We start from the raw sequence: 22,403 nt of genomic DNA on the forward strand, positions 1-22,403 counted from the left end.
CGAAAACGAAAACGAAAACGAAAACGAAAACGAAAACGAAAACGAAAACGAAAACGAAAACGAAAACGAAAACGATTTTTTCCGAGACATTAAATCCAATCCGTTCAAATTAAAAAATGAACTTATCGATTTCTCACAAAAAACGATTTATTTGGAATTAAATTCTAAATTTAGAATATTCTATCCTTTGCATACAAAAAAATCGGAATACATTTTTCAACGATATATCGTTCCGTACGGAAATTTATACTTGCTGAAATCAAGAATTCCAAAACCGTACAAACACTTTTCTAAAGGAAAAGTGGAGGAACGATGTTATCATCAGAAGATACGGGAGAATTACACGGTCCCTTATCCATCAGTATCGCGACGAGGGACGCGGATCTCAAACCTCATTTCGTACGAGGATTCGGAATTCGTTTGAGTGAAGATCATCAGCACGCGACGGTTTTGATTCCGAGGGCGGCCTTCTCCGAGGGTTGGAAAGACATAGAAGACAATCAAACGATAGCCGCCACGGTCGCGCATATGTCTTCTTTTAAAACCAGACAATACAAAGGAAAAGTCACGGATATCCGGGAATGCGACGACTCCGATTACGAACTGATGGAATCCGTTCGAGCGGCAGGAAGCGAAAATAGTGCCTTATTTTTCGGGCCGAAAGCCGGCGAAGGCTGGAATCGATACGTACTACGCCCCGCGGTCGCTGTCACGTTCGAACTTTCCGAACTTTACGAACAGTCTCCAGGAGCCAAGGCGGGGGATAAAATCCGATGATCACAGAAACCCTACAACCCTGTCTTCAAGGAATCGTTCCCAGTATCATGGTCACCTGTTCCAAAGACGGGATTCCGAATGCTACGGTCGTTAGCCAAGTGTACGAAGTGGATTCCACCCACGTCGCGATATCCAACCAATTTTTCGGCAAAACCCACAAGAATTGTGTGGAAAATCCGAACGCCCTTTTACAGGTTTTGAATCCTGAAAATCTGGAACCTTGGATATTAGAAATTTATTATCAAAGAACGGAAACCGAAGGCGAACTTTTTGAAGCGATGGAGATGCAATTGGAAGCGATCGCCTCGATGTCCGGAATGAGCGACGTATTCAAACTCAAAGCGGCGGACATTTTCGAAATACGTTCCGTGCGGAAATTGACCGAGGCCAAGGAGCAATAATCGTGTCCAACGACCAGGAAATCGAAGACTTCAAAAAACAATTCGTGGAAAATCAAAAAGGAATCGAAGAGCTCAACCAAAAGCTGCATCGAAAAACCCGGGAGGTAGAGATCATTCAATCGATCTCCGCGGAGATCCTCAATACGTTGGATTTGGATCAGATTTTCGACCGAATCATGAAAGTGATGGATGAGGTCTTCGGTTTTAAACACGCGATGATCCTGCTCGCGGACGAAGAATCCGAAATTCTCAGAGTGGTTGCCAGCCGCGGTTACGAACAAGGAGGAATCGGGGCCAAAGTAGAATACGGCAAAGGTGTGATCGGAGTCGTAGCAAAACGAAAAAAGATCATGCGTATGGTCGGAATTTCGACACAGATGCGTTATGCGGGACAGGTCGGTCAATCCATGGGAATGGAGGAAAAACAGATCGAACTCCCCGGACTCAAAGAAGCCAAAAGTCAGATCGCGATCCCGCTTCTCGTAAAGGAAAAACTTCTCGGGGTCTTTGCCGTGGAAAGCGCGGAGATCAACGCATTCAAATTGTTGGACGAGATGATTCTGAGTATCGTCGGAAATCAAATCGCGGTCGCGATCGAAAACGCCGCCGCCTATCATACACAACAAAGACTTTCGGAAGCATACAGCCGTTTTGTTCCCAAGGAAACTCTCGCTCTTCTGAGTAAAAAATCCATCTTAGAAACGCAACTCGCCGATCAAACCGAAGGATTGATGACGGTGATGTTTTCCGATATACGGGGATTCACCACACTTTCGGAAAGAATGACTCCGAGCGAAACGTTCCGTTTTATCAACGACTATCTCGGAATGATCGCTCCGATCATCCGGGAACATCATGGTTTTATCGATAAGTTCATAGGGGACGCGATTATGGCGATTTTTCCGGCCAGAGCGGAAGACGCCGTTGAGGCCGCTTTGAAAATGCGGGAAGTATTAGCAAAATTTAATAGTCTCAGAAAGGAACGCGGAGAAGAAACGATCGATAACGGAATCGGAATTCATACCGGCCATCTTATGCTCGGGATCATAGGTCACGAAAATAGGATGGAATGTACGGTCATCGGGGACAGCGTGAATTTGGCATCCCGAATCGAAGGTCTCACCAAACAATACGGAGCGGCGATCATCGTAAGCGAAGTGACCGTCGCCTCCTTAAAGAATCCGGAAAAATTTCCGAATCGATTTTTGGACGAGGTGACCGTAAAGGGAAAATCGCAAGCGATCAAAATCTACCAAATCGAAAGTTCGTATTAAAACGATCCTTCTCCTTCGATCCATTGCTGCCGAGTTTCGAAAACTTGGCGAAAATCTATCGAAGAGAGAATCATTCCCACTCTATGGTTCCGGGAGGTTTGTTGGTAAGATCGAAAAATACGTATCGAATTCCTTCGATTTTTAAAACCTCTTCCCGGATCCGTTTTAATATTTCCCGATCCATACGGAAAAAATTGGCGGTCATCGCTTCTTGGGATTCGACCGGACGGAGTACGATACTCTTCTGCGTTTCCGTTTCTCCGATGGGCAATAAAACCACGGGCATCTGCCAGATCCGGTCGTACAACCCCGCCTCCCGAATCACGGATTCCACCGTATGATCTGCTTCACGCAAAAGATCCGAACAAATCTTGTCCAGCTTCATTCCCGTAAAACGAAATTGTAACCTTTTTAAATCGGGTTCGAAGGGAAGCAAAACTACACGATTGATAAAGGAAAAACGGTTGGAAATATGAGTCGCGACCCGATCCAAAGTATTCCAATCCGTTCCGATATCGTTTAACACCGCGCAGTTGGCATAAGAACGTCTGTCTCCCTTGACACCCACGCTCGCAACGGGAAGAATTTTTCCGGCCAATCCGTTTTGGGTCGCCAGATAGGAATCGATTTCTTTCTGGTATTCTTGCGTACTCTTCTTTTCCACAGCCAACATACGCACGACCAAACCCGGACCGGGGAAAGGATGGCGCCCCACCCATTCCGGGTCCAGACCGAGTAAAACACCGAGTTCACGAACCTCGTCCTTATACAAATCGCGGATCGGTTCGATGACCTTTCCTTCTTCGATCAATTTTTGAATCGCTTCCACCCGGTTGTGGTGGGTTTTGATCGTATGAGAATGTCTGGTTCCCCCCGATTCGATCGTATCCGGATAAATCGTTCCTTGACCCAAAAGCCAATCTCCGTGTTCCAGATCGAGATCCTTGACGGCGCGGTCCCTTGCTTCCAAGAAAAGATTTCCTACGATTTTGCGCTTTTCCTCCGGATCGGTTTTGTCCATTAGATTTTTATAAAATAGTTCCGATTCGTCCCGGACGGTAAGGCGGATGTTCTGAAGTTCCAACTTCCTTTGTAACGGAAGGACCTCGTCCTTTCTCATAAATCCGGTATCGATCAAAAAACCTAGAACACGATCCGTTCCCAAAGCCTTACAAAGAAGAAGATAGGAAACGGTGGAATCCACTCCTCCGGAAACGAGCATAAATACTTTCTGCTCGGGTCGAACGGTCTCCCGGATCTCCTCGATTTTTTCCTTCAGAAAACGATCGATCCCCCAGGTGCGAGAGGCTCCGCAGATTTCCACGAAGTTATCCAGAAGTACGGAACCTTTTTCGCTGTGACTGACTTCCGCGTGAAACTGAATCCCGAAAATTTTCTTGGAGGAATTTTCGACGATCGCATAACCGCAATCCTGGGACGACGCAACTCGTGTAAAACCTTCCGGAAGTTTCACGACCTCGTCCGCGTGATTCATCCAAACACGTTCCCCGCCCACGAAATGTTTCAAAAGCGGATTTTCCCCGGAAGTATGCAATCGTAAGGAAGCGGGTCCGTATTCGCCGGTGCCGGATCGTTTTACGTCCCCGCCTAAAAGTTTGATGATGAGCTGGTGGCCGTAACAGATTCCCAAAACGGGAATTCCTAAGTCGAAAATTTCCGTGTCGATGCTCGGAGAATCCGTTTCGTAAACGCTTTCCGGTCCGCCGGAAAGAATGATGCCGGAATATTTTTTATACTTGGTTATGGGTTCTTCGTTGGAAAGAATTTCCGTATAAGCGCCGAGCCTTCGGATCCTGGAAGCGATCAAGTGAGCGTATTGTCCTCCGAAATCGACTACGGCTATCTTTTTGTGAACTTCCATTCCAACCTCTTACGACGATTGATTCGAACCGAGTTTCTGGAAAAAGAACTTTCGCAGGAAAGAGACCCGAAAAGTCTGGTCTCAAAGGATACAATCCATGGAAACAAACAATCCAGAGACCTATGACGGAAGACAGGATCATATTCCGGCTTTAAAAACGCCCGAGATCGAATCTTTCACCAATGTTTACGGAGGAAGGGATTATACAATCGATTTTACGGTTCCAGAGTTTACCGCGGTTTGTCCTAAGACGGGACTTCCCGATTTCGGAACGATCTACGTTTCCTACGTTCCGACGGATCGTTGTGTCGAATTAAAATCCTTCAAAGAATACATTCTCAGTTATCGTAACGTGGGAATCTTTCACGAGTTCGTCGTTAATAAGATCCTGGACGATCTCGTAAAAGCGATCGACCCGAAATCTCTGAAAGTGATCGGAGATTACAACGCTCGAGGCGGAATCAAAACGATCGTTACACGCGAATACAAAAAGGCCTAACTTAAAAGAAGGATTTATGGACTCGGTCACATTTCTCGGCTATGTAGCTTCTTTGTTGACTACGATCTCGTTTTTACCGCAGGTGATCCGGGTAGTGATGGGAGGAAGTACGAAAGATATTTCTCGGAATATGTACGTCGTATTCATCGTAGGTGTAGTATTCTGGTTGATCTACGGATTTTTGATACGCGATTTTCCGATCATTCTCGCGAACATCTTTACCCTACTTTTCACATCGATCATCTTATTCTTCAAACTGAAAAACGATCGACGAGGCGTGTAAGTTTCTTTATCGGAAACTTTTGGAAGAGCGTTTCTTCGATTTTTTAGAAATCCCGGCCTCGTTTAACGACGAGGCCGAGCGCAAATCGAGAGAAAAAAACCTCGAGTCCAAGTTTTATTGCGGTTTCACTTGATCCTTGAGGGATTTTCTGGAATTTTCCAAAGCCTCTTTGTCCTTGTCGATTCCCGCCTTGATGTTCTTCTTTTCCTCGTCTGCGGCGTTTTTGATCGCCTCTTTTTCCGCCTTACCGGACTCTTTTACGTCCTGAATCAGTTTCTGATTTTCCTCTTTGGTTGATTGGATCAGTTCCTGATTTCTCTGTTTTTGATCCTCAAGTCCCTGGAGAATCCTTTGTTTGTTCTCCTGAAAATCCTTCAAAATTTCCTCGATTCTTTGTCTCTGCTCTTCGGTAACCGATTGAACGGTTGCGGCGTCGTTCTGTAATTCTTTGAGTTCTTCGTCGGTCAATTTCTCTTCGGATTGTGTTTTTCCGTCGGAAACCACTTTTTCGCCGCCATCGGCTACGCTCGTCTGATCGGGATTGTCGTTGTCCACGACTTCCACAGAACCTTCGGACACGAGAGTATTCGTTTTGTTTCCATCGGCTTCCACTTGAAAGTCCGTTCCTCGGACCGCTGCGGTAACGGTCGGAGTGCTGACCTTAAACCCGGAGGTTTTGCCGAGTTTCGCCCCTACCTTGGAGAAAATTTTTCCTTTGTTGAGGGAAAGGTTCGCGTAAATTTCTGAATTTTTGGAATCCACGAAAATCTGATTCAACGTAAGAATCGTATTTTCCTTCACTCGAATGATGACTCCGTCCATCAGTTGAATGTCCGCATACGAAGACTTTCCCGTTTCGATCTTGTCTTCGGGAAGAATGAACTCGGACAGAGCCGCCTTTTTTTCTTTCCCCGCTTTATCGGTCAGCTTCACCGATCCTTTGATAAAGGTAAAGACCCCGCCCTGCAGGTCGTCTTTTTTGGATTTTCCGCATTCAATTGTGAAAAGGACGATCAAACCCAGGCATAAAACCTTTTGAATCATTCTGGTTCTCCCATTGATAAATTCTTTCCGGGCAAAGTAACACGAAATTTAATTCGAGTCGAGAGTTTTCCATGTTTTCCGGTTTGTAGGAAAATCGACCGATCGTAAATCCCTCGACGGAAGAAAACTTACAAACCGAACAACTTAGGAAAAGGACTTGCCGTCTAAAGCACGATTAGAAAATTGAACTTGGAACCTGTTTTTAAGCGGACCGGGAGAACCTACCCAGGAGAATCGAAGCCTATGGCGACTAAAATTGCGTATGTAGATAAGGACAACTGCACTTCCTGCAATCAATGTGCGGACAATCTTCCGAAATATTTCCAGATGGACGACAATGACACCTCGGAAACCCATATCGGAGGAGAAACGATCAACAACGCGGCGATTCCGGAAGAGGATTGGAAAATCGTTCAGAAAGAAATGGACGAATGTCCCGGCGAATGTATCCAGTGGAAAAAATAATCTCCGATTTTAAAACGAAGTTTCTCTAAAAGAAAGACGTTCTTCAGTTTCGAATCGAATTTAAAAAAGCGGCGTAGCCGCTTTTTTATTGTACTGATTCCGGTTCGGCGATCCAGTAGGTTGCGGTTCCCGCTGCGAGAGTTCGGACTTCGGAAACTCGAAACCCTAAACGTTCCAATAAATCCCCGTATCCGTTTTCCACGCAGATTCGCACACTCGGAGGTTCGAGTTTGAGTAGAAACCATTTCCAAAATCGCGAAACGTTTCCTTGTTTCGGTACGGAATGGTCGAGTATGACGATTTTTCCTCCGGGACGGAGATTACGTTTATATTTCTCTAATACGTTTTCACGCGACTCTTCGTCTAACTCGTGCAATACGAAGGCGAAAACTACGAAGTCGAAAGTATCTTCGCTTTCGTAGTTTTCGATAAAGCCGATCGAAAATTTTGCGTTAGGAACCTTAGAAGACGCGCGTTTCAACATTTTTTCCGATCCGTCGAAAGCGGAAACGATACATCCCGATTCGTATAAGAATTTCGTCATACTCCCCGTTCCGCAACCGGCTTCCAGCACCCGTTTTCGGGGGAGATGGATGAACGAATTCACTGTTTCACGTCGAATGTTTCCGATTCCACCGAACGGTAAAAACATGACGAAAATTAGACAATCATACAAAAAAGGGACAAAACGTTTTTCATAGAGAGCGATGGATAGATTTCGATTCATGGAAAAACATATAACGAGATTCTAAAAAAAGGAATTGTATAAAAACGACAAAGAATCGGTTTGTTATTCCATCGGCGTCGGATCCGCAACGGGTTGTTCCGTTTTTCCCGAAAAAAAATCCTTCGGTAAATATCCGGAAAACTCACGGAATTCCCGAATGAAATGCGATTGGTCGTAATAACCGGAGTTTTGGGCAAGCTCCGTCAAGGTTCGACGGTTGCCGAGTTCGAGCACCGATTGGAATCTCGCCAGTCTCGAATAAAATTTCGGACTAAATCCGACTATCTCTTTGAAGTCTCGTTCGAACTGCCTACTCGACCTTGAGAATCCGGAAACCAAATCATCGATGGGCAGATTTCCGCTCCGATCACTTACAGTCCGCGCTGCGGCTCCCATTCGGAGAGTTTTCAGCGTTTCTTTTTCCGATACGGCTCTTCGTATGAATTCGGTCACGATCCTGATACGTTCCAAATCGTCCTCGGCTGAACAAACACGTTCCTCCCACAAAACCCCCGTCCGACCCAGGATCTCTTCGAAGGTCAAGATTCGGCGGTTCGCTTCGTAGGAAGGAAGAGAAGATAGGACGGGAAATAAGGAAGGATATACGTAAACTCCGAAAATTCCGAACGGGGCGTAGGAAACGAAATCACGAAACCGATCCGATTGCGCGTAAAAGCCGGATGGAATCGTCGCCGTTTTCGGATCTACTCCCGCTTCCAAAAAACTTCCCCGATAAACGAACAACAATTCCGCACATCCGTCCGCCATGATCCGATAGGAAAACGGAAAACTCGGAGATGGGGAGGATTCCAAAGACCAAAAAAAACGAACGTAATCCCGAATCCCCGGAGGTGCGGGCGACATTCGATATCGAAACGGATTCAAGTCAGTACCGTCGTTCTCCGATTTTGGGGAACGTATTCTAAAATTCCCGCACCGGTCATACTTAAATTAATTCCGGATTCGTATATTGTAAATCTCTAATATTCTTGCTCCGATCTCGTGGAACCCAAAAGTTCGTCCGGAATGTCCTCGACCCGATCCCCGATTTGAATGGCCAGTCGGCTTCCTACTCTTCCCGGAAGACATTTGAATTTTTTGCGTTCCCCTACTTTTACGATCATTTCGGAACGTGTGGACGTATTCTCCAACTTGACGACGTCTCCGATGGAAAGATTCATAAAGTCGTTGATCGATACGTCCACGGAACCGACTTCCGCAATCAGAGGAATGGCGACCTGATCCAATCGTTCCTGGATCACGGCCCGGTTTTCGTCCAATTCCCCCTTTCGAATCGAAGAATACCAGTATTGTGCGGAAAGTTTGTTGATGATCGGTTCGATCGTGATGTAGGGAATACAAAGATTGGTCATTCCCTCCACCTCCCCGATCTTGGTTTCCAAGGTAATCAAAACCACCATGTCGTTCGGAGGAACCACCTGCGCGAACTGAGGATTGGTTTCTATGTTCCCCAAACGAGGTCGTAGATCGATCACCGTAGACCAGGACTCCCGCATGTTTCCGAGAATACGCACGATGATTCCTTCCATTACGCTCATCTCGATCTCCGAAAGTTCGCGGGAGATTTTTGCCTGTTCCCCTTTTCCTCCGAACAGACGATCGATGATGGTGAAGGAAATCGACGGGTCGATTTCCAAAATCGCGGATCCGCGCAACGGATCCATATTGATGACGGCCAGCGTAGTCGGATTCGGAATCGAACGGATGAATTCCTCGTAGGTCAACTGATCCACCGATGCTACGTGAACGGATACGAGCGCTCGCAACTGCGCCGATAAACCCGTGGTGGCGAGTCGCGCGAAGGTTTCATGCATCATCTGCAAGGTGCGGATCTGATCCTTGGAAAATTTATCCGGACGTTTGAAGTCGTAGATCTTTACTTTTTTCTGTTCGGAAACGGAGGCATAATCGGACTCGTTTACTTCTCCGGAACTGATGGCGCTGAGGAGCGCGTCGATTTCATCCTGCGATAAGATCTCTGTCATTTTTTTACCTTCGCTACCAAGTTAGACACTTTCCAAAAGCCTCCCTGTTCGTCGGGAACCCTTCTCAGGGTATACGTATATTCGTATTTGGAGCGTAATCGATTCAATTTCCTTTCCACAAAAACCGTAACCTTCGCCAATCCCGGAGAAGAATGTTCCGTATTCAAAATCCGATACGACTGCAAAAGTCCAGCTCTGGATTCGGTGAGATATCGTTTAAAATTCTCCAGGAGAAAATCCCGCTCGGATTCCTCCGCGCGATTGTATTCCTCCGAATACTGATCATATGCCTGCACGTATTCCGGAAAATAAATCCATTTAAAATGATTGGTCCAATTCCTTTTTTTTTCGGAGCCCAAAAAGAGATGAATCACTTCTTCCGGTTCTAATCCGTCCACGGCAGGATCTTTCTCCGGAACCGAGGTCGATACGGATTCGTTATGTTTTTGTTCGAAGAAGAAATACGGCTGATTTTTGGAACGTACAAACAAGGAAGGCATTTCCTGGACGTTCGGATGAAAATACGCGGTCACGAAATATTTTTTCCCGGGAATCAGATCGAACCGGGAACCCAAATCGATTTCCTTGGAAAAAACCTCGTCCTTATGGAGGATGATTTCTTTGACTTCTTTTCCTTCCAAGGATTCGATCGTGTTTCTCCGTTTTAGGACCGGATCGATCCGTTTTTCGTCGTCCCTCTCGGGAACCTGCAATCCGTCCTCGTCCCGGACCACGATTCGATAGGATTCCAGATCCCTTCCGGAAGGAAAAATCCGTACGGCTTCGTGTCCCGTGTTCGTTATGGAAAGTCGTACGGGGATCCGATCGTTTTCCCGGAAATGTATCTTTTTGAGATCCAGGGTGATGATCCCCTGTTGTCGTAAATAATTTTCCGATACCGAGCCGCGCGCGTCCCGTTTCGGATAACTTTCCAAAACCAAAGGAAGACAAATCGATGCGATTAGAAGAATGCGAATCATCCTGGTTTATTTTCGGCAAATCGGACGGGAAGAAACGAAAAAATCCGGAAAAATCAGGGTTTGGGAACCGTTCCTCCGGCGTCTTCGATGATCATTTCCGCGATCCGAATCAACCGCTTTAGGATCGGTTCCGCGGTTTCGTAATCGAGGTAACAAACGACCAGCTTTTCCACGGGAGGTTGAATCAGGGAAATCGCCTTCGCGGACAAAACCAATGTGGAAAGATTGGTTTCGTTTAACAGATTCAAGGATTCGAACTCGGAAAGAAAACGGTGGATCTCCTTGATCAGAGCCTCGTCGGCGATGTCGTTCTTTTCGAAAAAAGATTCTATTTTTAGAATATAATCCGTAAGAGTCTGTTTGATTCTGCTCTCGTCGTCGCTGGGTCTTCGTTTTGCGGTGAGAGAATTTACGATTCCGTAACGGGACATCGCCGCTTCGTAGTAGGAATTCACTTCCTGCCGTTTGGACTGGACGATTCGAAACAATCGCAAAACTCCGACCAATCGATCCGGAAGATTTTTTCCGTGATCGGATTCCAAAATCGCGGTTCTGGAATCCTGATCGTGCGAGGGCAACACGGACAATCGATCGAGGATACGATTCGCGCTCGAACCCGCGTTGTAAGACGCCAATTCCCGGATGACCGCGAGATAGTTCCCCGCCTGGGATTTGTCCGTATCGGCGGTGCTCATGGGGTTTGTGGGGCGGCCGGCTCGGAAGCGGGAACGTTCCGCTTATCCACGATGAAAACCTTTTTGATCGTGGTTTTGGAATTGCCCGCTCTTACGATACGATCCACGACTTCGCTTCCGGAAATCAATTGTCCGAATACGGTATGCAATCCGTCCAAATGCGGAGTGTCCACTTGGTTGATGAAAAACTGGGAACCGTTCGTGTTTGGTCCCGCGTTGGCCATCGCTAAGGAGCCCTTGAGCGCACGATGGGAAGTTACGGTTTCGTTGTATTTGTATCCGGTACGATACAAAATCTCGAGAACGGAAAGTTTTTTCGCGTCTTCGAACGCCTTTTCGATCTGCTCGCGTTTGGCTTCCGCCTCTTCTCTCGTTTTGATCTGAAGTTCGTTGGCGACCGCTCTTTGCAGTTGATACTGATAATACGGAGCTTGTCCCGCTTGTATCTTATCCAAACCCAAAGACTTTGCATTGATCTCGTCCTCGAACCGATATCCCGGTCCGCCGGTTCCGTCTCCGTTCGGACATCCGCCTTGGATCATAAAATTTTCGATGACACGATGAAAGGTCAAACCGTCGTAGAACGGCTTCTTCACCTTTTGTCCGTTTCGCGCCAAAAATTCCTTTTCTCCCTGCGCCAGGTCGATGAAATTTTGCACCGTTTTCGGAGCGTCCTTATCGAAGAGTTCCAAGACTAGATTTCCCTGTGTCGTAGAAAGTACGGCGTAGATCGCCGGCTTTTCGGGAAGAGAAACCGGAGAAACGTCCTGTTTCGGAACCACCACGGAGGAAACGTTGTACGGCTCGGGTTGATAACGGGATTGCGCGAACGGATTTCGGTTACACGCGAAAAAACAGATAAAAAGAAATAGTCCGAAGGTTTTTCTCATAGACGCAAGTTTTCAGCTTCCTCCAAAGATTCCAACGCAATTTTTAATTGTTCCTCTTGTCTTTTACGCGAAGTTCCTCCGTAGGAAATTTTTTTATCCGCGGATAAGGAAAGAGAGACGGCGTCCTCGTATTCCTGACCGACAAAAAATTCGGAAATTTTTTTCCTCTCCGTCTCCGAAAGATCGAAAAGAGTCTTTTTTTGTTCCACACAAACTCCCACCAAGGTGCCTACGAGTTCGTGCGCCGTTCGAAACGGAACGTTTTTAACGCCCACCAGAAAGTCTGCGAGATCGGTGGCGGTTGCGAATCCGTTTTTCAAGGAAGATTCTGCGCGTTCCGGAACCCAAACCCAACCTTCCACCATCGCCCGAATTCCTTCCAAACTGATTCGTATCGTTTCGATGGAATCGAAGAGGGCCAGTTTATCCTCTTGTAAATCCCGGTTGTATGTGGAAGGAAGACCCTTGAGCATCACAAGAACGTGATTCAGATTTCCGATCACCCTTCCCGCTTTTCCACGGATGAGTTCCGCGATATCCGGATTTTTTTTCTGAGGCATGATCGAAGAACCGGTGGTCAGAGAATCCGGCAGACGCAGAATTCCGAACTCCTGGGAGGAATACAAAATGATATCCTCGCAAATCCGAGACGCGTGAATCATAAATTGAACCCCCGCGAACAAAAACTGCAGGATATGATCCCGGCTCGAAACCGCGTCCATTGAGTTGTGAGAGATTTTGGAAAGACCCAATTCCTTACGGAGAATCTCCCGATCCGTAGGATAGTTGACTCCCGCCATAGCACCGGCACCTAACGCAAGTTCGGCGGAAGCGCCTAACGCAAAACGGAACAATTCCTGATCGCGTTCCAGAGCCCAAAACCAGGAAAGCAGATATTGGGAGGCCCGGATCGGCTGCGCCACCTGCAAATGTGTATAACCCGGAAGGATCACGTCCACACTCCGTTTCGCTTTTTCATAGAACGCCCGTCGTAGGGAAACGACCGATTCGAGAATTTCCTTTCCCTGATTCAAAATAAAGAGTCGTACGTCCTGCGTGACCTGGTCGTTTCGGGAGCGGGCCGTATGAAGTTTTTTACCGGTTTCTCCGATGAGTTCCGTCAATCTGGATTCGATGTGCATGTGAATGTCTTCGAGTTCCGGTTTGAATTCGAGTTTGCCTTCCTCGATTTCGCCGAGGATCTGCGCGAGGGCTTTTTCCAAACGGGCACATTCCTCTCCGCTGAGAATTCCGATAGCCGTCAACATCCTCGCGTGCGCGATACTACCTTGAATATCTTCCTTATAAAGTTTATGATCGAAGGAAATCGATTCCCCGATCTTCTCCAAAACCGAAGAAGCCTTCTCTTGAAATCTTCCGCCCCAGAGTTTTTTTTTGTTTTGTGTCATTTCGATCCGACCGTTTATTTTTCCTTTTGATACTCTTCGTTGACGAAGGAGATCCAGTCTCGGAGAACTTCCAAATCCTCTGCGGATAACTTCGCCTCCGGATGTAAAAATAGATAATCACGCAAAGGCATTTCTCCTTCTTCCAAAACCTCCGAAACGGAATCCGCTTTGGTCGCGCGCTCCTTTCGTGTTAAGGATTTCCACTCGGAAAAATTCAATTCGGCCCTTCCCTCCTCCACGTGATGATAGAGATAAACGTTCACTGGAAACAACTTCGTATACCAGGGCCATTCGGTCAGATCGGAATGACAATCGTAACAGGATCTTCTCAATATTTTTTTGACTTCTTCGGGCGCTTCTATTTCCCCCGAGTTATCTCCGGAAGGAACCGAAAACGGAAAAAATTGAAACAGCACAAAGACCGTGAAGACAACGATCGCAATTTTTTTTTTCATACGTCTGGATTGGATATTCCGTTCGATTCCCTTTTTTTTAAAATAGAAAAAACGGATTGAACTCTGAAAAAAATTTACGATCTTGTTCCACTCGGGAGAATCCAGATTTCATGCCTGACTTATTTTCCAACCTACCCGTTGCACTTTGGATCGGAGGGGGCGTTTTGTTGATTCTTGCGGAATTTTTTATTCCGGGAACCTTCGTCGCCTTTCTGGGTACGGCCGGGATTCTTACGGGAATCTTGGTTTATTTTTTCGATCTCGTTTTGGGATGGCAACTCGGTATTTGGGCGATCCTTTCGACGGTTTTGATCTACGCGGGAAGTCAGACGATCCGAAAAATTTTTCCCGCTCAATCCGAACATACAATTCCGCGAGAGGATCAGATCGGAAGATTGGTCCCGGTCGTAAAAGACGTTCTCGTGGAACGTAAGGGAGGAAGGATTCTCTTTCAAGGAGTGGAATGGGACGCTATCTCGAAAAAGGCGCGCATTCCCAAAGGGAGCAAGGCAAGGATTCTCGGCAGGGACAATCTGACCTTCGTCGTGGAACCCTTGGAAATTCCCGAAGAACCGATTTAATAAAAAAAATACAAAGGAGAATTTCATGTCCGCAGGATTTTTATTCACGTTATTTTTTATAGCGTTGATTTACCTGATTCGTAAGACGTTCATCATCGTCCCGCAGCAGTATTGTTATGTGGTGGAACGAGTGGGTGTGTTTAAGGGAGCTCTGGAAGCGGGATTTCATTTTCTTTGGCCGGTGATCGAAGTGGTCAAATACAGACAAAACCTAAAGGAGATAGCGATCGACATTCCCCCGCAGATGTGTATCACCAAGGACAACGTATCCATCGCCGTGGACGGGATCCTATATCTCCGCGTAGTGGACGCCTACAAGGCGTCGTATGCGATCGAAAACTTCATGTTGGCCACGCAGCAACTCGCGCAGACTACCTTACGTTCCGAAATCGGAAAACTGATTTTGGATCAGACGTTTGCGGAACGCGACGACATCAATTCCCACGTTGTGCGCGCTTTGGACGAAGCCACCGATCCATGGGGAATCAAAGTGACACGGTATGAAATCAAAAACATTTCTCCTCCTAAGGAAATTCTCCACGAAATGGAAGAACAGGTAAAAGCGGAACGTGTGAAACGCGCCGAGATTACGATTTCGGAAGGAGAAAAACTCGCGCGTATCAATCGTTCCGTCGGGGAACGGGAGGAAGCGATCAACATCTCCGAAGGGGAAAAGATCAAAAAAATCAACGAAGCGGACGGAAAGGCTTTGGAAATCCAACTCATCGCCGCGGCAAAAGCAAAGGGAATCCAGATGATTGCGGAATCGATCTCCAGAGAGGGAGGCTCCGACGCGGTCAACCTACAAATCACGGAGGACTATCTGACCGGGCTCGGAGGAATTTTGAGCGATTCCAAAACCACGATCCTTCCGGCGGAGCTCGCCAATATCGCCGGGGTTTTCGAAGGACTTTCCAAAATCACCGGAAAACTGCCGGATTTGAAAACGGACAAAGAGGTTTAACATGGAATCGATCCAAAACATTTTCGTCACAATATTCTGGACCCTGTTCGGAATTTACTTCGCTTACAAACTCTACCGTTCGATTCGGATCGTCTCCGCACAGGATTGTATCGTCGTCGAAAAATTCGGAAAATACAGTAGAACCTTACACGCAGGATTACACCTCCTTTGGCCTTTTATCGAAAAAGACGCGTATTATCACACCTTAAAGGAACAAGCTACGGACGTACCTCCGCAGACTTGTATCACAAAGGACAACGTAAAGGTAGAGATGGACGGAATTCTCTACATCAAGGTTTTAGATCCGCACAAGGCGAGTTACGGAATCAACGACTACCAGTTCGCGGCTTCGCAGTTGGCGCAGACCACGATGCGGGCGATCATTGGAACGATGGATTTGGACGTGACGTTCGAAACGCGGGACGCGATCAACAGCAAGATTCTGGAAGTTTTGGATCAGGCCGCCGAACCTTGGGGAATCAAGGTAAACCGTTACGAAATCGTAAACATCACTCCTCCGAAGTCGATCTTGGAAGCGATGGAAAAAGAGAAAAAGGCCCAAATTTCCAAAAAAGCCCAAATCTCTTTATCCGAAGGGGATCGGGACGCAAAGATCAACCGCTCTCTCGGATTCAAGGAAGAGGCGATCAATAAATCCGAAGGGGAAAAACAAAAACGGATCAACGAAGCGGAGGGAGCCGCCAAGGAAGTTGAAGCCATCGCCGTGGCGACCGCCAAAGGAATCGAACTTCTCGCGCAATCCATCAACACGAAGGGTGGAAAGGAAGCGGTAAAACTCAGGATCGGTCAGAAATTCATCAAGGAATTCGAAAAGATCTCCAATCAAAAAACGGATATCGTACTTCCTCTCAACTTGGCGAATTTCAAGTCCATACTCAAATCGGTCTTGGGGACTTCGGATTCCAAAAATTAGAAGTTTGGAATAGACTCCGGAGATTCCAATCCGAAACGGGAAAATGGAACAACGGACGTTTCGAAAAAACGACGGCAGAAACGTTTTGTCGAATCGGAAGTTTCGTAAACTTATCGATCCGGAACCGTCTCGATCCGAACAAAAAAACCGAAACGCCCTTCTCCGGCGCGTTTCGGATTCGTATATTATAATCTTCTACTTTGTTCTACGATTTCGGTGATTTGAATCCCGTAAAAATCGTCCATCGCGACCAACTTGCCTCTTCCCACCAAACGGCCGTTTGCTAGGATATCCAGGTCTTCTCCTACGTTTTTGTCCAATTCGACGACGGTTCCTTCGTTGAGACCGTTGACATCCTTGATGAACATATTCGTTCTCCCCAGCTCGACCGTAAGAGCCAGGTTTACGTCCATAAGAAGATTCAAGTTCGTGGACTGGGAGGGCGCCGATTGTCGCGAGGAGGATCGGGGAGGTGCGGACGACGGCGTGGGAGAAGGCCCGAGGGCTGCGGAAATATCCGCAAACGAAGGGGAATCGGAGGAAGCAGAGGCACCGGCTCCGCCTCCGGATTCGCCTCCCAAAAGGGAATCCAATTCACCGCTGAGATTAAAATCGGATCCGCCTCCCGCACCGGAGGGGGCGTCCCCGCCTCCGCCCGTTAAAAGCGCGTCGATGTCTTCTTGTGAGAGCGAACCTTCACCCATTTTTCCAACTCCTAAACGAATCCGATAGTAAAGAAATCGACAGAATCCAAGATTCCTACAAGAGTATTTTCACGGTTTATCGAGGTAATACACGTTTGAATTCCCCTTCTCAACCAGAATCTTCCGAAGATCCCTCCCTGCACGCGGTGGATTTTACCAAAACGAAAAGTTTTCTCCACTCCGAACTGAGCGCCGCCGGTGTTTCCTCCGCCGATTTGCCGACGGTAACTTCGGACAAAAAGGATCTCAAAATCGAATTTTCGGTTCCCTCGATTTCCAAAAGCGCTCTGTTGGATTGTCTACAAATCCTAAAAAATCATATCGAAAATCTCAGGATTCATACCTTCGAACCGGGATACTATTGTATCCAAGCTCTGAACGAAAATCTATTCGAAACCAAAAATCTACTCGATACGATCCGATTTCGATTCCATTCCGGCAGAACAAAAAACCGAGTCGAAATCACCAAAAAAGGCGATTTTACGCGCCAGGAATTGTTTGCCACCGTTTCCCTCTTTCGATTTCTCAAGTCGGGAAATTCCGCAGAAACCGCAAAACCCGAGGAGCTTTTGGCGGCTTTGGGAGTGGAAGTTTTCCAACCCGCCGAGGCCGAAAAACGAGGAAAAGCGATCACCTTCGAGCACATAGCCGGTTACGAAGGGGTCAAACGACAGATTTTAGAATCCATCATTCATCCTCTGAAAAATCCGAACCTTCTTTCCGAAATTTCCAAACTGACCCGAAAATTTCCGAGCGACACACGACCGCGAGCCGTTTTGTTCGAAGGGGATCCGGGCGTGGGAAAAACTACGATGGCGCGGGTCGTATCCTGCATGACCGGACTTCCTTTGATCTATGTTCCGGTGGAATCGATCATGAGCAAGTTCTACGGAGAAAGCGCGCAGAATATGGCGTATGTTTTCGACGCCGCCGCCCTCTTTCCGGCTTGTTTGATTTTTTTGGACGAGATCGATTCTCTGGCGGGAAACCGGGAAGAAGGTATGTTTGAAGCCACGCGCAAAATTTTGTCGGTATTACTACGAAAGATCGACGGGTTCAACAGCCAGCGAAACTCCGTAACGATCGGGGCGACCAATCGTAAACAGGATCTGGATCACGCGCTCCTCTCCCGATTCGATCGGACGATTTATTTTCCTCTGCCGGACGTCGAGGAAAGGAGCAAGGTTCTAGAGACATATGCCCTTCACCTAACGGCGAAAGAACGAACTCGGATCGCGGAATGTTTGGAGGGAAATTCGGGAAGAACGATCCGGGATTTCTGCGATTTGGTGGAGCGGAAGTGGGCTTCCTATCTTGTGGAAAAAGGATTGAACCCGATTCCACCGCCGTTTGAATTGTATTTGGAAACTAGCTCCGCACCCCGGAAATAATTGCCGATTTTTCAATAAAAAGTAGTGCATTCATTCAATCCGGAGTCTATTATTCCGATAATACACATAGGGTTCTAGGGTCGGAATTTGCCGATCCTGGATTCAAATATCCGTTTCACTAAAGGACAAGGGGAAATGAAACTTCAAAAGCTATTTTTAGTGGTTCTCGTCGCGATTTCTACTGCGGTATTTTCTCAGCAGAATTCAAACTCGGATCAAAAATCGCCGTCGGACGCCCAGTTGGGTCAGTCCATTTTGGAAACAGAAAAGAAATTGGACGAAAAAGTCTTCGAGTTAAACCAAAGACTTACGCGTCATACCGTTCTCATGAAGATGAAAGTGCGGGTCCTTCCGTTTAGGACCGTTCTGTTTAAGGGAAAGGCGAATAACGACGAATGTCTACCTTCCCTCAATCAGGAAGATCCCGCCAACAACTGTATCCGCGTGGAAGTTTACGACTTTATCCGCGACGAGGAAAGAGGCCTGAACAAGGTCGTTCAAGGTTCTCTCGCGAAGTATATGGAGATCTACTTCGAAGGGCAAAACAGCAACGATCCAGAACCGAGAACGGAAGCTCCGAGAAACATCAATCGACTTAAATCCAAGATATATAAGAATAACATGATTTTGGAAGATAAGATCGTTTCCGAAGTGATCGACAGAGGACCGAACACACAACCTTCTCACAACGACAAGGTGGAAATTTTCTTCCAGAAAGACGGATATCCCGAATACGGTCGTCCCGAAACTCCAGCCGAAAAAGGCGTAGGGAAATATATACTCGCGGGCGTGGAAAACACCAAAACCAATCCGATTCGGAACACGTTTAAAAAAGAATTTTACATCAAACATTTGGATCAGTTCGACAGACTTTTCACAAAAATTTTCGATTATAACGATCAGTTAGGAAACGAAAATTACAAAGAGAACGTGGATGCTCTGAAGGAATCGCTCCGCTACTAAAAAGTGCGTTACATTCTCCCCTGTCCCCGATGCCAGACGGAACTCAGGATTCCCATTGATTTGGGAAAACTGACCGTCCGGTGTCCGCGGTGTTACGAATCCTTCCTTTTCGACCCGGAGCTCACTCCCAAACAATCCTCAGGAAGATTCGATCGGGATCCTCGACAGGAGAACCCGTATCGCAAAAACGTTTTCGAAATCTTTCTGGAAAATTTTCGTTCTTCGTTAGGCGGTTTAACGGAACGTTTTCGTGAACGCGGAACGTTAGGCGAAATCCCCGGCAAACGACTCGCCAAGAATCTGCTCCTGTTTTTGCTCGCCGTAGGAATCGTTCGAGCCTGTTTTTATTCCCCCTTTCCAGATTGGAACGACAAACCTGCTACCGAGCGACAAAACTCCGAAACGCAGAAACAACCGATCCTACCCGAAGAAAATTCAGAACCGTCCAATCCGGACGAGCAGATCGAACCCAAACCGAAATTCGAAATTTGAAACGATTTGAATCTGCTTTTGTGTAGAAAGGAATGGAGGATCGGAAACGGGGATCGTTTTTTGATTCAAGAGCCGAAACGAATTTCGCATATTACAAAAATCTTAAATAAAAAACCGGGAGATAAAATCAAAGCCGGAATGTTAAACGAGAGCCTAGGCGTTTTCGTTTTGGAGGAAATTTCATCTTCTTCGATCGTAGGAAGATACCGTCCCTTGTTCCGTCCTCGGCCCCGCGTTTTTGAAGTGAATCTTCTTTTGGCGGTCAATCGTCCGCCTACGGTTCGGAAGATTTTACAATTGGCCGGAACCTGGGGAATCGCTTCCATTACCTTTTTTCTCGCCAAAAATTCGAGACGGGAATATCTTACTTCGCCCGTTTGGAAACGGGAAGAGATGGAAGCCGAACTGATCGAAGGTATGGAACAGGGAAAAAACGTTTTTTTTCCCGTAGTCAAAACGGAATTTCGAAACGATACACGATCTCTTCTTTCCGAGTTGGAAACCGAACGCAAATGCTCGCAATCGTTCGTGTTGGATCGAAAGGGTGATTCGTTGTATTCCGTTCTTTCGAAAAACGGAATATTCACTACCTTAGGCCCGGGGCGCGACATTGACCCTATCGGTTCGTTTTTATTCGTCTTAGGTCCGGAAAGCGGACTCGTTCCTGAGGAACTGGATTTCTGGAAAAAGAGGGGGTTTTCCGGAATCCGCGTTTCAAAACGAGTATTGCGTACGGAAACGGCTTTAGCCTTTCTCTTATCTCAATTAGAATTTTAGAATATTCTAAAAACTTACATTGCTTGAGAAAAGCACTTTCTGTTCGTCTTTGGCTTCGTATTCGTTGGTCGCCGTGTCATAAACCCATTTTCGAACGTTCTGCAAACGGATCGCCGCAAATCCCAGTTTGATCGCGAGTTCCAAGGCTCCCTGGGAACGGTCGTCCAAGATAAAGGCTTCCTTATTTTCGTTGAAACCCTTTTTCATATAATATCCGTTGAGCAAAACCAAGGTTCCGAAAGGGATATAAATTCCCACGAAAATTCTGGAGTTGTCCGGTCCGGAATAGTTTTCGTAGTTGGTCTCGAGTGCGATCCGGTAAAAATTGAACAACACGGTCGTGAAATATCCTTTGACCTTGGGGCCGTCGGGATCGGCGAGTTTTGCGTTCTCTAACTTCGTCATCGGAATATTACTCTGCAAATTTCCCTGATATCGTTCCAGTTCGTAGAAACTGTCGAAATACATCGGAATGTATGTGGCGCTCATGTTTCTGTATTCCGGTTTTACGTTCAGATAGATATCCTTCCCGCCGAAACGAAACATTACTCCGTAGTGGGTTCCGGTCGCTCCGTCGATTTGTTTGATCTTGTTTACGTCATAATACGGAGTCATTTCCACGTATTTCGCTCCGATCAATTTGTATTCGATATCGTAACCGGTGATACTCACCTTTTCCACGGATTTTACGAGAGGATTGTTGTTCTCGTCCACGCGCAATTTTCCTGTGCTATCGAATTTCAATTCCAGAGGCGCCTTGCTGTCGAATGCGGTCGTATAACCGATCGCGAAACGATTGGCCCAATTGTCCTGGTTGAATAACTCCCGTAGCCCTTCCTTTTGCCCCCCGCCTTTTTTTTCGGGGATCTTATCCGAAAAGACGGTTCCTTCCCGTTTTTCGTTGGTTTTTTGATCCTCGATTAAGGCGCGATACGATTCCTTTTCTTCCGCACCCACTTCTTCATAGACCTTTTTTCTTCCGGCCTCATCCGCTACGTTTCCTTGTCCTATGGTGAGTAGGGAAACCGTTCTCGACCTGCCTCGGATAAGATCGATCGCCTTCATGGCGATTGCAAACGGTCGGATGTAAATTCTCGCGGAATTGACTTCTCGTGTATAAAGAGAGTTCGTAAAAACCTGCACCCCTCCGTAGTCGCTGTTGAGGTCCGCCTGAAGACCCAGGTTGTAAACGTCCAATCTTTGGTTGTTCACATACCGGTTGAGAATCGTCCCGTGCCCTACATACCCGTCGAAAATTCTACCGATAAACGCCGAATACGTGATTTCCCCGGGTTTGTATGTTCCAAACTGACCAAACCAAATATTGTTGATCACACGAAGATAATCACTCTTTTCATTGTAATCGAAGGCCCGCAACTTTCCGATTTTGGAATTTTCCTGTTTGGGATCTACGTCATACATCAAAAAGTTAAGGGGAACTGTGAGAGAAGCTCCGAAATCCCCTCCGAAATTCAGATTCACGGTCGGTGCGACATAAAGGTAATAATCCTTATCGAATTTATTGATTCCGATATCGTACGTAAACGGATCCGGAGGGTGCATGTACTGCCTTCCCGGCGGGATCCAAAATTGTTGCGCCTGCGTGGCGGCAGGAACGGAAAGAAATAGAACGATTGCTAAAAATAAATGCGAACGTTGGATCATAAATCGGTGCGATTCTCCACCCAAAAATACGAAGAAATGTTTTCTACGACTTTTCCAAGTCGGTCTTTCCTAAGTATCGTAGAACAAATCTCCCTTTCTAAACTTCTAACAGCGGAAACCGTCCGAATTTCGAGGTTTTTACGCA

The 22,403-nt window shown here is 46.8% G+C and carries 25 protein-coding genes; 13 read left to right on the plus strand and 12 right to left on the minus strand.

Going from position 1 to position 22,403, the window contains the following annotated elements; genetic code table 11:
* The first annotated feature begins 312 nt into the window (after positions 1-312).
* The 3 genes from EHQ17_RS05735 to EHQ17_RS05745 are packed head-to-tail and all read left to right on the plus strand — an operon-like array spanning position 313 to position 2,452.
* Positions 313-777 (plus strand): hypothetical protein, encoded by a 465-nt coding sequence (locus EHQ17_RS05735; protein WP_135590459.1) that lies wholly within the window; start codon positions 313-315, stop codon positions 775-777.
* Positions 774-1,178, plus strand: a complete 405-nt coding sequence (locus EHQ17_RS05740) for a pyridoxamine 5'-phosphate oxidase family protein (RefSeq protein ID WP_135590458.1) — start codon at positions 774-776, stop codon at positions 1,176-1,178. The genes EHQ17_RS05735 and EHQ17_RS05740 overlap by 4 nt, the downstream gene beginning before the upstream one ends.
* A gap of 2 nt (positions 1,179-1,180) precedes the next feature.
* Positions 1,181-2,452: an adenylate/guanylate cyclase domain-containing protein gene (locus tag EHQ17_RS05745; protein WP_135590457.1), complete on the plus strand. Its 1,272-nt coding sequence runs from the start codon at positions 1,181-1,183 to the stop codon at positions 2,450-2,452.
* 70 nt (positions 2,453-2,522) lie between these two features.
* Here the strand turns inward: EHQ17_RS05745 and guaA are convergent, their stop codons facing one another.
* Entirely contained in the window at positions 2,523-4,334 is a 1,812-nt protein-coding gene (gene guaA, locus EHQ17_RS05750; RefSeq protein WP_135590456.1) for a glutamine-hydrolyzing GMP synthase, read from the minus strand.
* Between the two features lie 97 nt (positions 4,335-4,431).
* Between guaA and queF the strand changes: the two genes are divergently transcribed.
* On the plus strand, positions 4,432-4,833 hold the full coding sequence (gene queF / locus EHQ17_RS05755) for a preQ(1) synthase (RefSeq protein ID WP_135590455.1): 402 nt from the start codon (positions 4,432-4,434) through the stop codon (positions 4,831-4,833).
* 16 nt (positions 4,834-4,849) lie between these two features.
* Positions 4,850-5,116 carry a SemiSWEET transporter gene (locus EHQ17_RS05760; protein ID WP_135590454.1) on the plus strand — a complete coding sequence of 89 codons (267 nt, stop codon included), beginning with the start codon at positions 4,850-4,852 and terminating at the stop codon, positions 5,114-5,116.
* 114 nt (positions 5,117-5,230) lie between these two features.
* Here the strand turns inward: EHQ17_RS05760 and lsa33 are convergent, their stop codons facing one another.
* Positions 5,231-6,160 carry a surface adhesin Lsa33 gene (lsa33, locus tag EHQ17_RS05765; RefSeq protein ID WP_135590453.1) on the minus strand — a complete coding sequence of 310 codons (930 nt, stop codon included), beginning with the start codon at positions 6,158-6,160 and terminating at the stop codon, positions 5,231-5,233.
* Positions 6,161-6,403: 243 nt separating this feature from the next.
* Between lsa33 and EHQ17_RS05770 the strand changes: the two genes are divergently transcribed.
* On the plus strand, positions 6,404-6,625 hold the full coding sequence (locus EHQ17_RS05770) for a ferredoxin (protein WP_069607179.1): 222 nt from the start codon (positions 6,404-6,406) through the stop codon (positions 6,623-6,625).
* 85 nt (positions 6,626-6,710) lie between these two features.
* Here EHQ17_RS05770 and EHQ17_RS05775 read toward each other — a convergent pair whose 3' ends face one another.
* The 8 genes from EHQ17_RS05775 to EHQ17_RS05810 form a co-directional block, all read right to left on the minus strand.
* Complete coding sequence (locus EHQ17_RS05775) at positions 6,711-7,352, minus strand: class I SAM-dependent methyltransferase (RefSeq protein ID WP_135590452.1); 642 nt, start codon at positions 7,350-7,352, stop codon at positions 6,711-6,713.
* A gap of 63 nt (positions 7,353-7,415) precedes the next feature.
* Positions 7,416-8,237 carry a helix-turn-helix domain-containing protein gene (locus EHQ17_RS05780; RefSeq protein ID WP_135590451.1) on the minus strand — a complete coding sequence of 274 codons (822 nt, stop codon included), beginning with the start codon at positions 8,235-8,237 and terminating at the stop codon, positions 7,416-7,418.
* A 95-nt stretch (positions 8,238-8,332) separates the two neighbouring features.
* On the minus strand, positions 8,333-9,358 hold the full coding sequence (gene fliM, locus EHQ17_RS05785) for a flagellar motor switch protein FliM (RefSeq protein ID WP_135590450.1): 1,026 nt from the start codon (positions 9,356-9,358) through the stop codon (positions 8,333-8,335).
* Entirely contained in the window at positions 9,355-10,338 is a 984-nt protein-coding gene (locus tag EHQ17_RS05790; RefSeq protein WP_135590449.1) for a hypothetical protein, read from the minus strand. Before EHQ17_RS05790 ends, fliM begins: the two co-directional genes overlap by 4 nt.
* 53 nt (positions 10,339-10,391) lie before the next feature.
* Positions 10,392-11,033, minus strand: coding sequence for a hypothetical protein (locus EHQ17_RS05795; protein WP_135590448.1), 642 nt, complete (start codon positions 11,031-11,033; stop codon positions 10,392-10,394).
* Positions 11,030-11,923: a peptidylprolyl isomerase gene (locus EHQ17_RS05800; protein WP_135590447.1), complete on the minus strand. Its 894-nt coding sequence runs from the start codon at positions 11,921-11,923 to the stop codon at positions 11,030-11,032. The genes EHQ17_RS05795 and EHQ17_RS05800 overlap by 4 nt, the downstream gene beginning before the upstream one ends.
* Positions 11,920-13,332, minus strand: a complete 1,413-nt coding sequence (argH, locus tag EHQ17_RS05805) for an argininosuccinate lyase (protein ID WP_135590446.1) — start codon at positions 13,330-13,332, stop codon at positions 11,920-11,922. The genes EHQ17_RS05800 and argH overlap by 4 nt, the downstream gene beginning before the upstream one ends.
* Positions 13,333-13,346: 14 nt before the next feature.
* Positions 13,347-13,787 carry a heme-binding domain-containing protein gene (locus EHQ17_RS05810; protein WP_135590445.1) on the minus strand — a complete coding sequence of 147 codons (441 nt, stop codon included), beginning with the start codon at positions 13,785-13,787 and terminating at the stop codon, positions 13,347-13,349.
* A 110-nt stretch (positions 13,788-13,897) separates the two neighbouring features.
* On the opposite strand from EHQ17_RS05810, the gene EHQ17_RS05815 reads away from it, so the two are divergent.
* From EHQ17_RS05815 to EHQ17_RS05825, 3 genes are read left to right on the plus strand one after another with little or no spacing between them, the layout of a single operon-like run.
* Positions 13,898-14,368: an NfeD family protein gene (locus EHQ17_RS05815; protein ID WP_135590444.1), complete on the plus strand. Its 471-nt coding sequence runs from the start codon at positions 13,898-13,900 to the stop codon at positions 14,366-14,368.
* 25 nt (positions 14,369-14,393) lie between these two features.
* Complete coding sequence (locus EHQ17_RS05820) at positions 14,394-15,332, plus strand: SPFH domain-containing protein (RefSeq protein WP_135590443.1); 939 nt, start codon at positions 14,394-14,396, stop codon at positions 15,330-15,332.
* A gap of 1 nt (position 15,333) precedes the next feature.
* Positions 15,334-16,266 carry an SPFH domain-containing protein gene (locus tag EHQ17_RS05825; protein ID WP_135590442.1) on the plus strand — a complete coding sequence of 311 codons (933 nt, stop codon included), beginning with the start codon at positions 15,334-15,336 and terminating at the stop codon, positions 16,264-16,266.
* Positions 16,267-16,451: 185 nt separating this feature from the next.
* Here EHQ17_RS05825 and fliN read toward each other — a convergent pair whose 3' ends face one another.
* The gene (gene fliN / locus EHQ17_RS05830; RefSeq protein WP_135590441.1) at positions 16,452-16,970 is read right to left on the minus strand and encodes a flagellar motor switch protein FliN; all 519 of its coding nucleotides are present in this window, start codon (positions 16,968-16,970) and stop codon (positions 16,452-16,454) included.
* 95 nt (positions 16,971-17,065) lie between these two features.
* Here fliN and EHQ17_RS05835 point away from each other — a divergent pair, with 95 nt between their 5' ends.
* The 4 genes from EHQ17_RS05835 to EHQ17_RS05850 all read left to right on the plus strand — a co-directional run bounded on the left by EHQ17_RS05835 (position 17,066) and on the right by EHQ17_RS05850 (position 20,593).
* Complete coding sequence (locus EHQ17_RS05835; RefSeq protein ID WP_135590440.1) at positions 17,066-18,361, plus strand: AAA family ATPase; 1,296 nt, start codon at positions 17,066-17,068, stop codon at positions 18,359-18,361.
* A 135-nt stretch (positions 18,362-18,496) separates the two neighbouring features.
* Positions 18,497-19,324: a flagellar-coiling protein FcpB gene (gene fcpB / locus EHQ17_RS05840; RefSeq protein WP_135590439.1), complete on the plus strand. Its 828-nt coding sequence runs from the start codon at positions 18,497-18,499 to the stop codon at positions 19,322-19,324.
* A 60-nt stretch (positions 19,325-19,384) separates the two neighbouring features.
* Positions 19,385-19,816, plus strand: a complete 432-nt coding sequence (locus tag EHQ17_RS05845) for a hypothetical protein (RefSeq protein WP_135590438.1) — start codon at positions 19,385-19,387, stop codon at positions 19,814-19,816.
* A gap of 6 nt (positions 19,817-19,822) precedes the next feature.
* Complete coding sequence (locus tag EHQ17_RS05850; protein ID WP_135590437.1) at positions 19,823-20,593, plus strand: RsmE family RNA methyltransferase; 771 nt, start codon at positions 19,823-19,825, stop codon at positions 20,591-20,593.
* A 6-nt stretch (positions 20,594-20,599) separates the two neighbouring features.
* On the opposite strand, the gene EHQ17_RS05855 is transcribed toward EHQ17_RS05850, so the two are convergent.
* The gene (locus EHQ17_RS05855; protein ID WP_135590436.1) at positions 20,600-22,258 is read right to left on the minus strand and encodes a hypothetical protein; all 1,659 of its coding nucleotides are present in this window, start codon (positions 22,256-22,258) and stop codon (positions 20,600-20,602) included.
* Between the last annotated feature and the right edge of the window lie 145 nt (positions 22,259-22,403).

Origin of the sequence: Leptospira gomenensis (genome assembly GCF_004770155.1) — a bacterium.
In the GTDB taxonomy this organism is placed as follows: Bacteria; Spirochaetota; Leptospiria; order Leptospirales; family Leptospiraceae; genus Leptospira; species Leptospira gomenensis.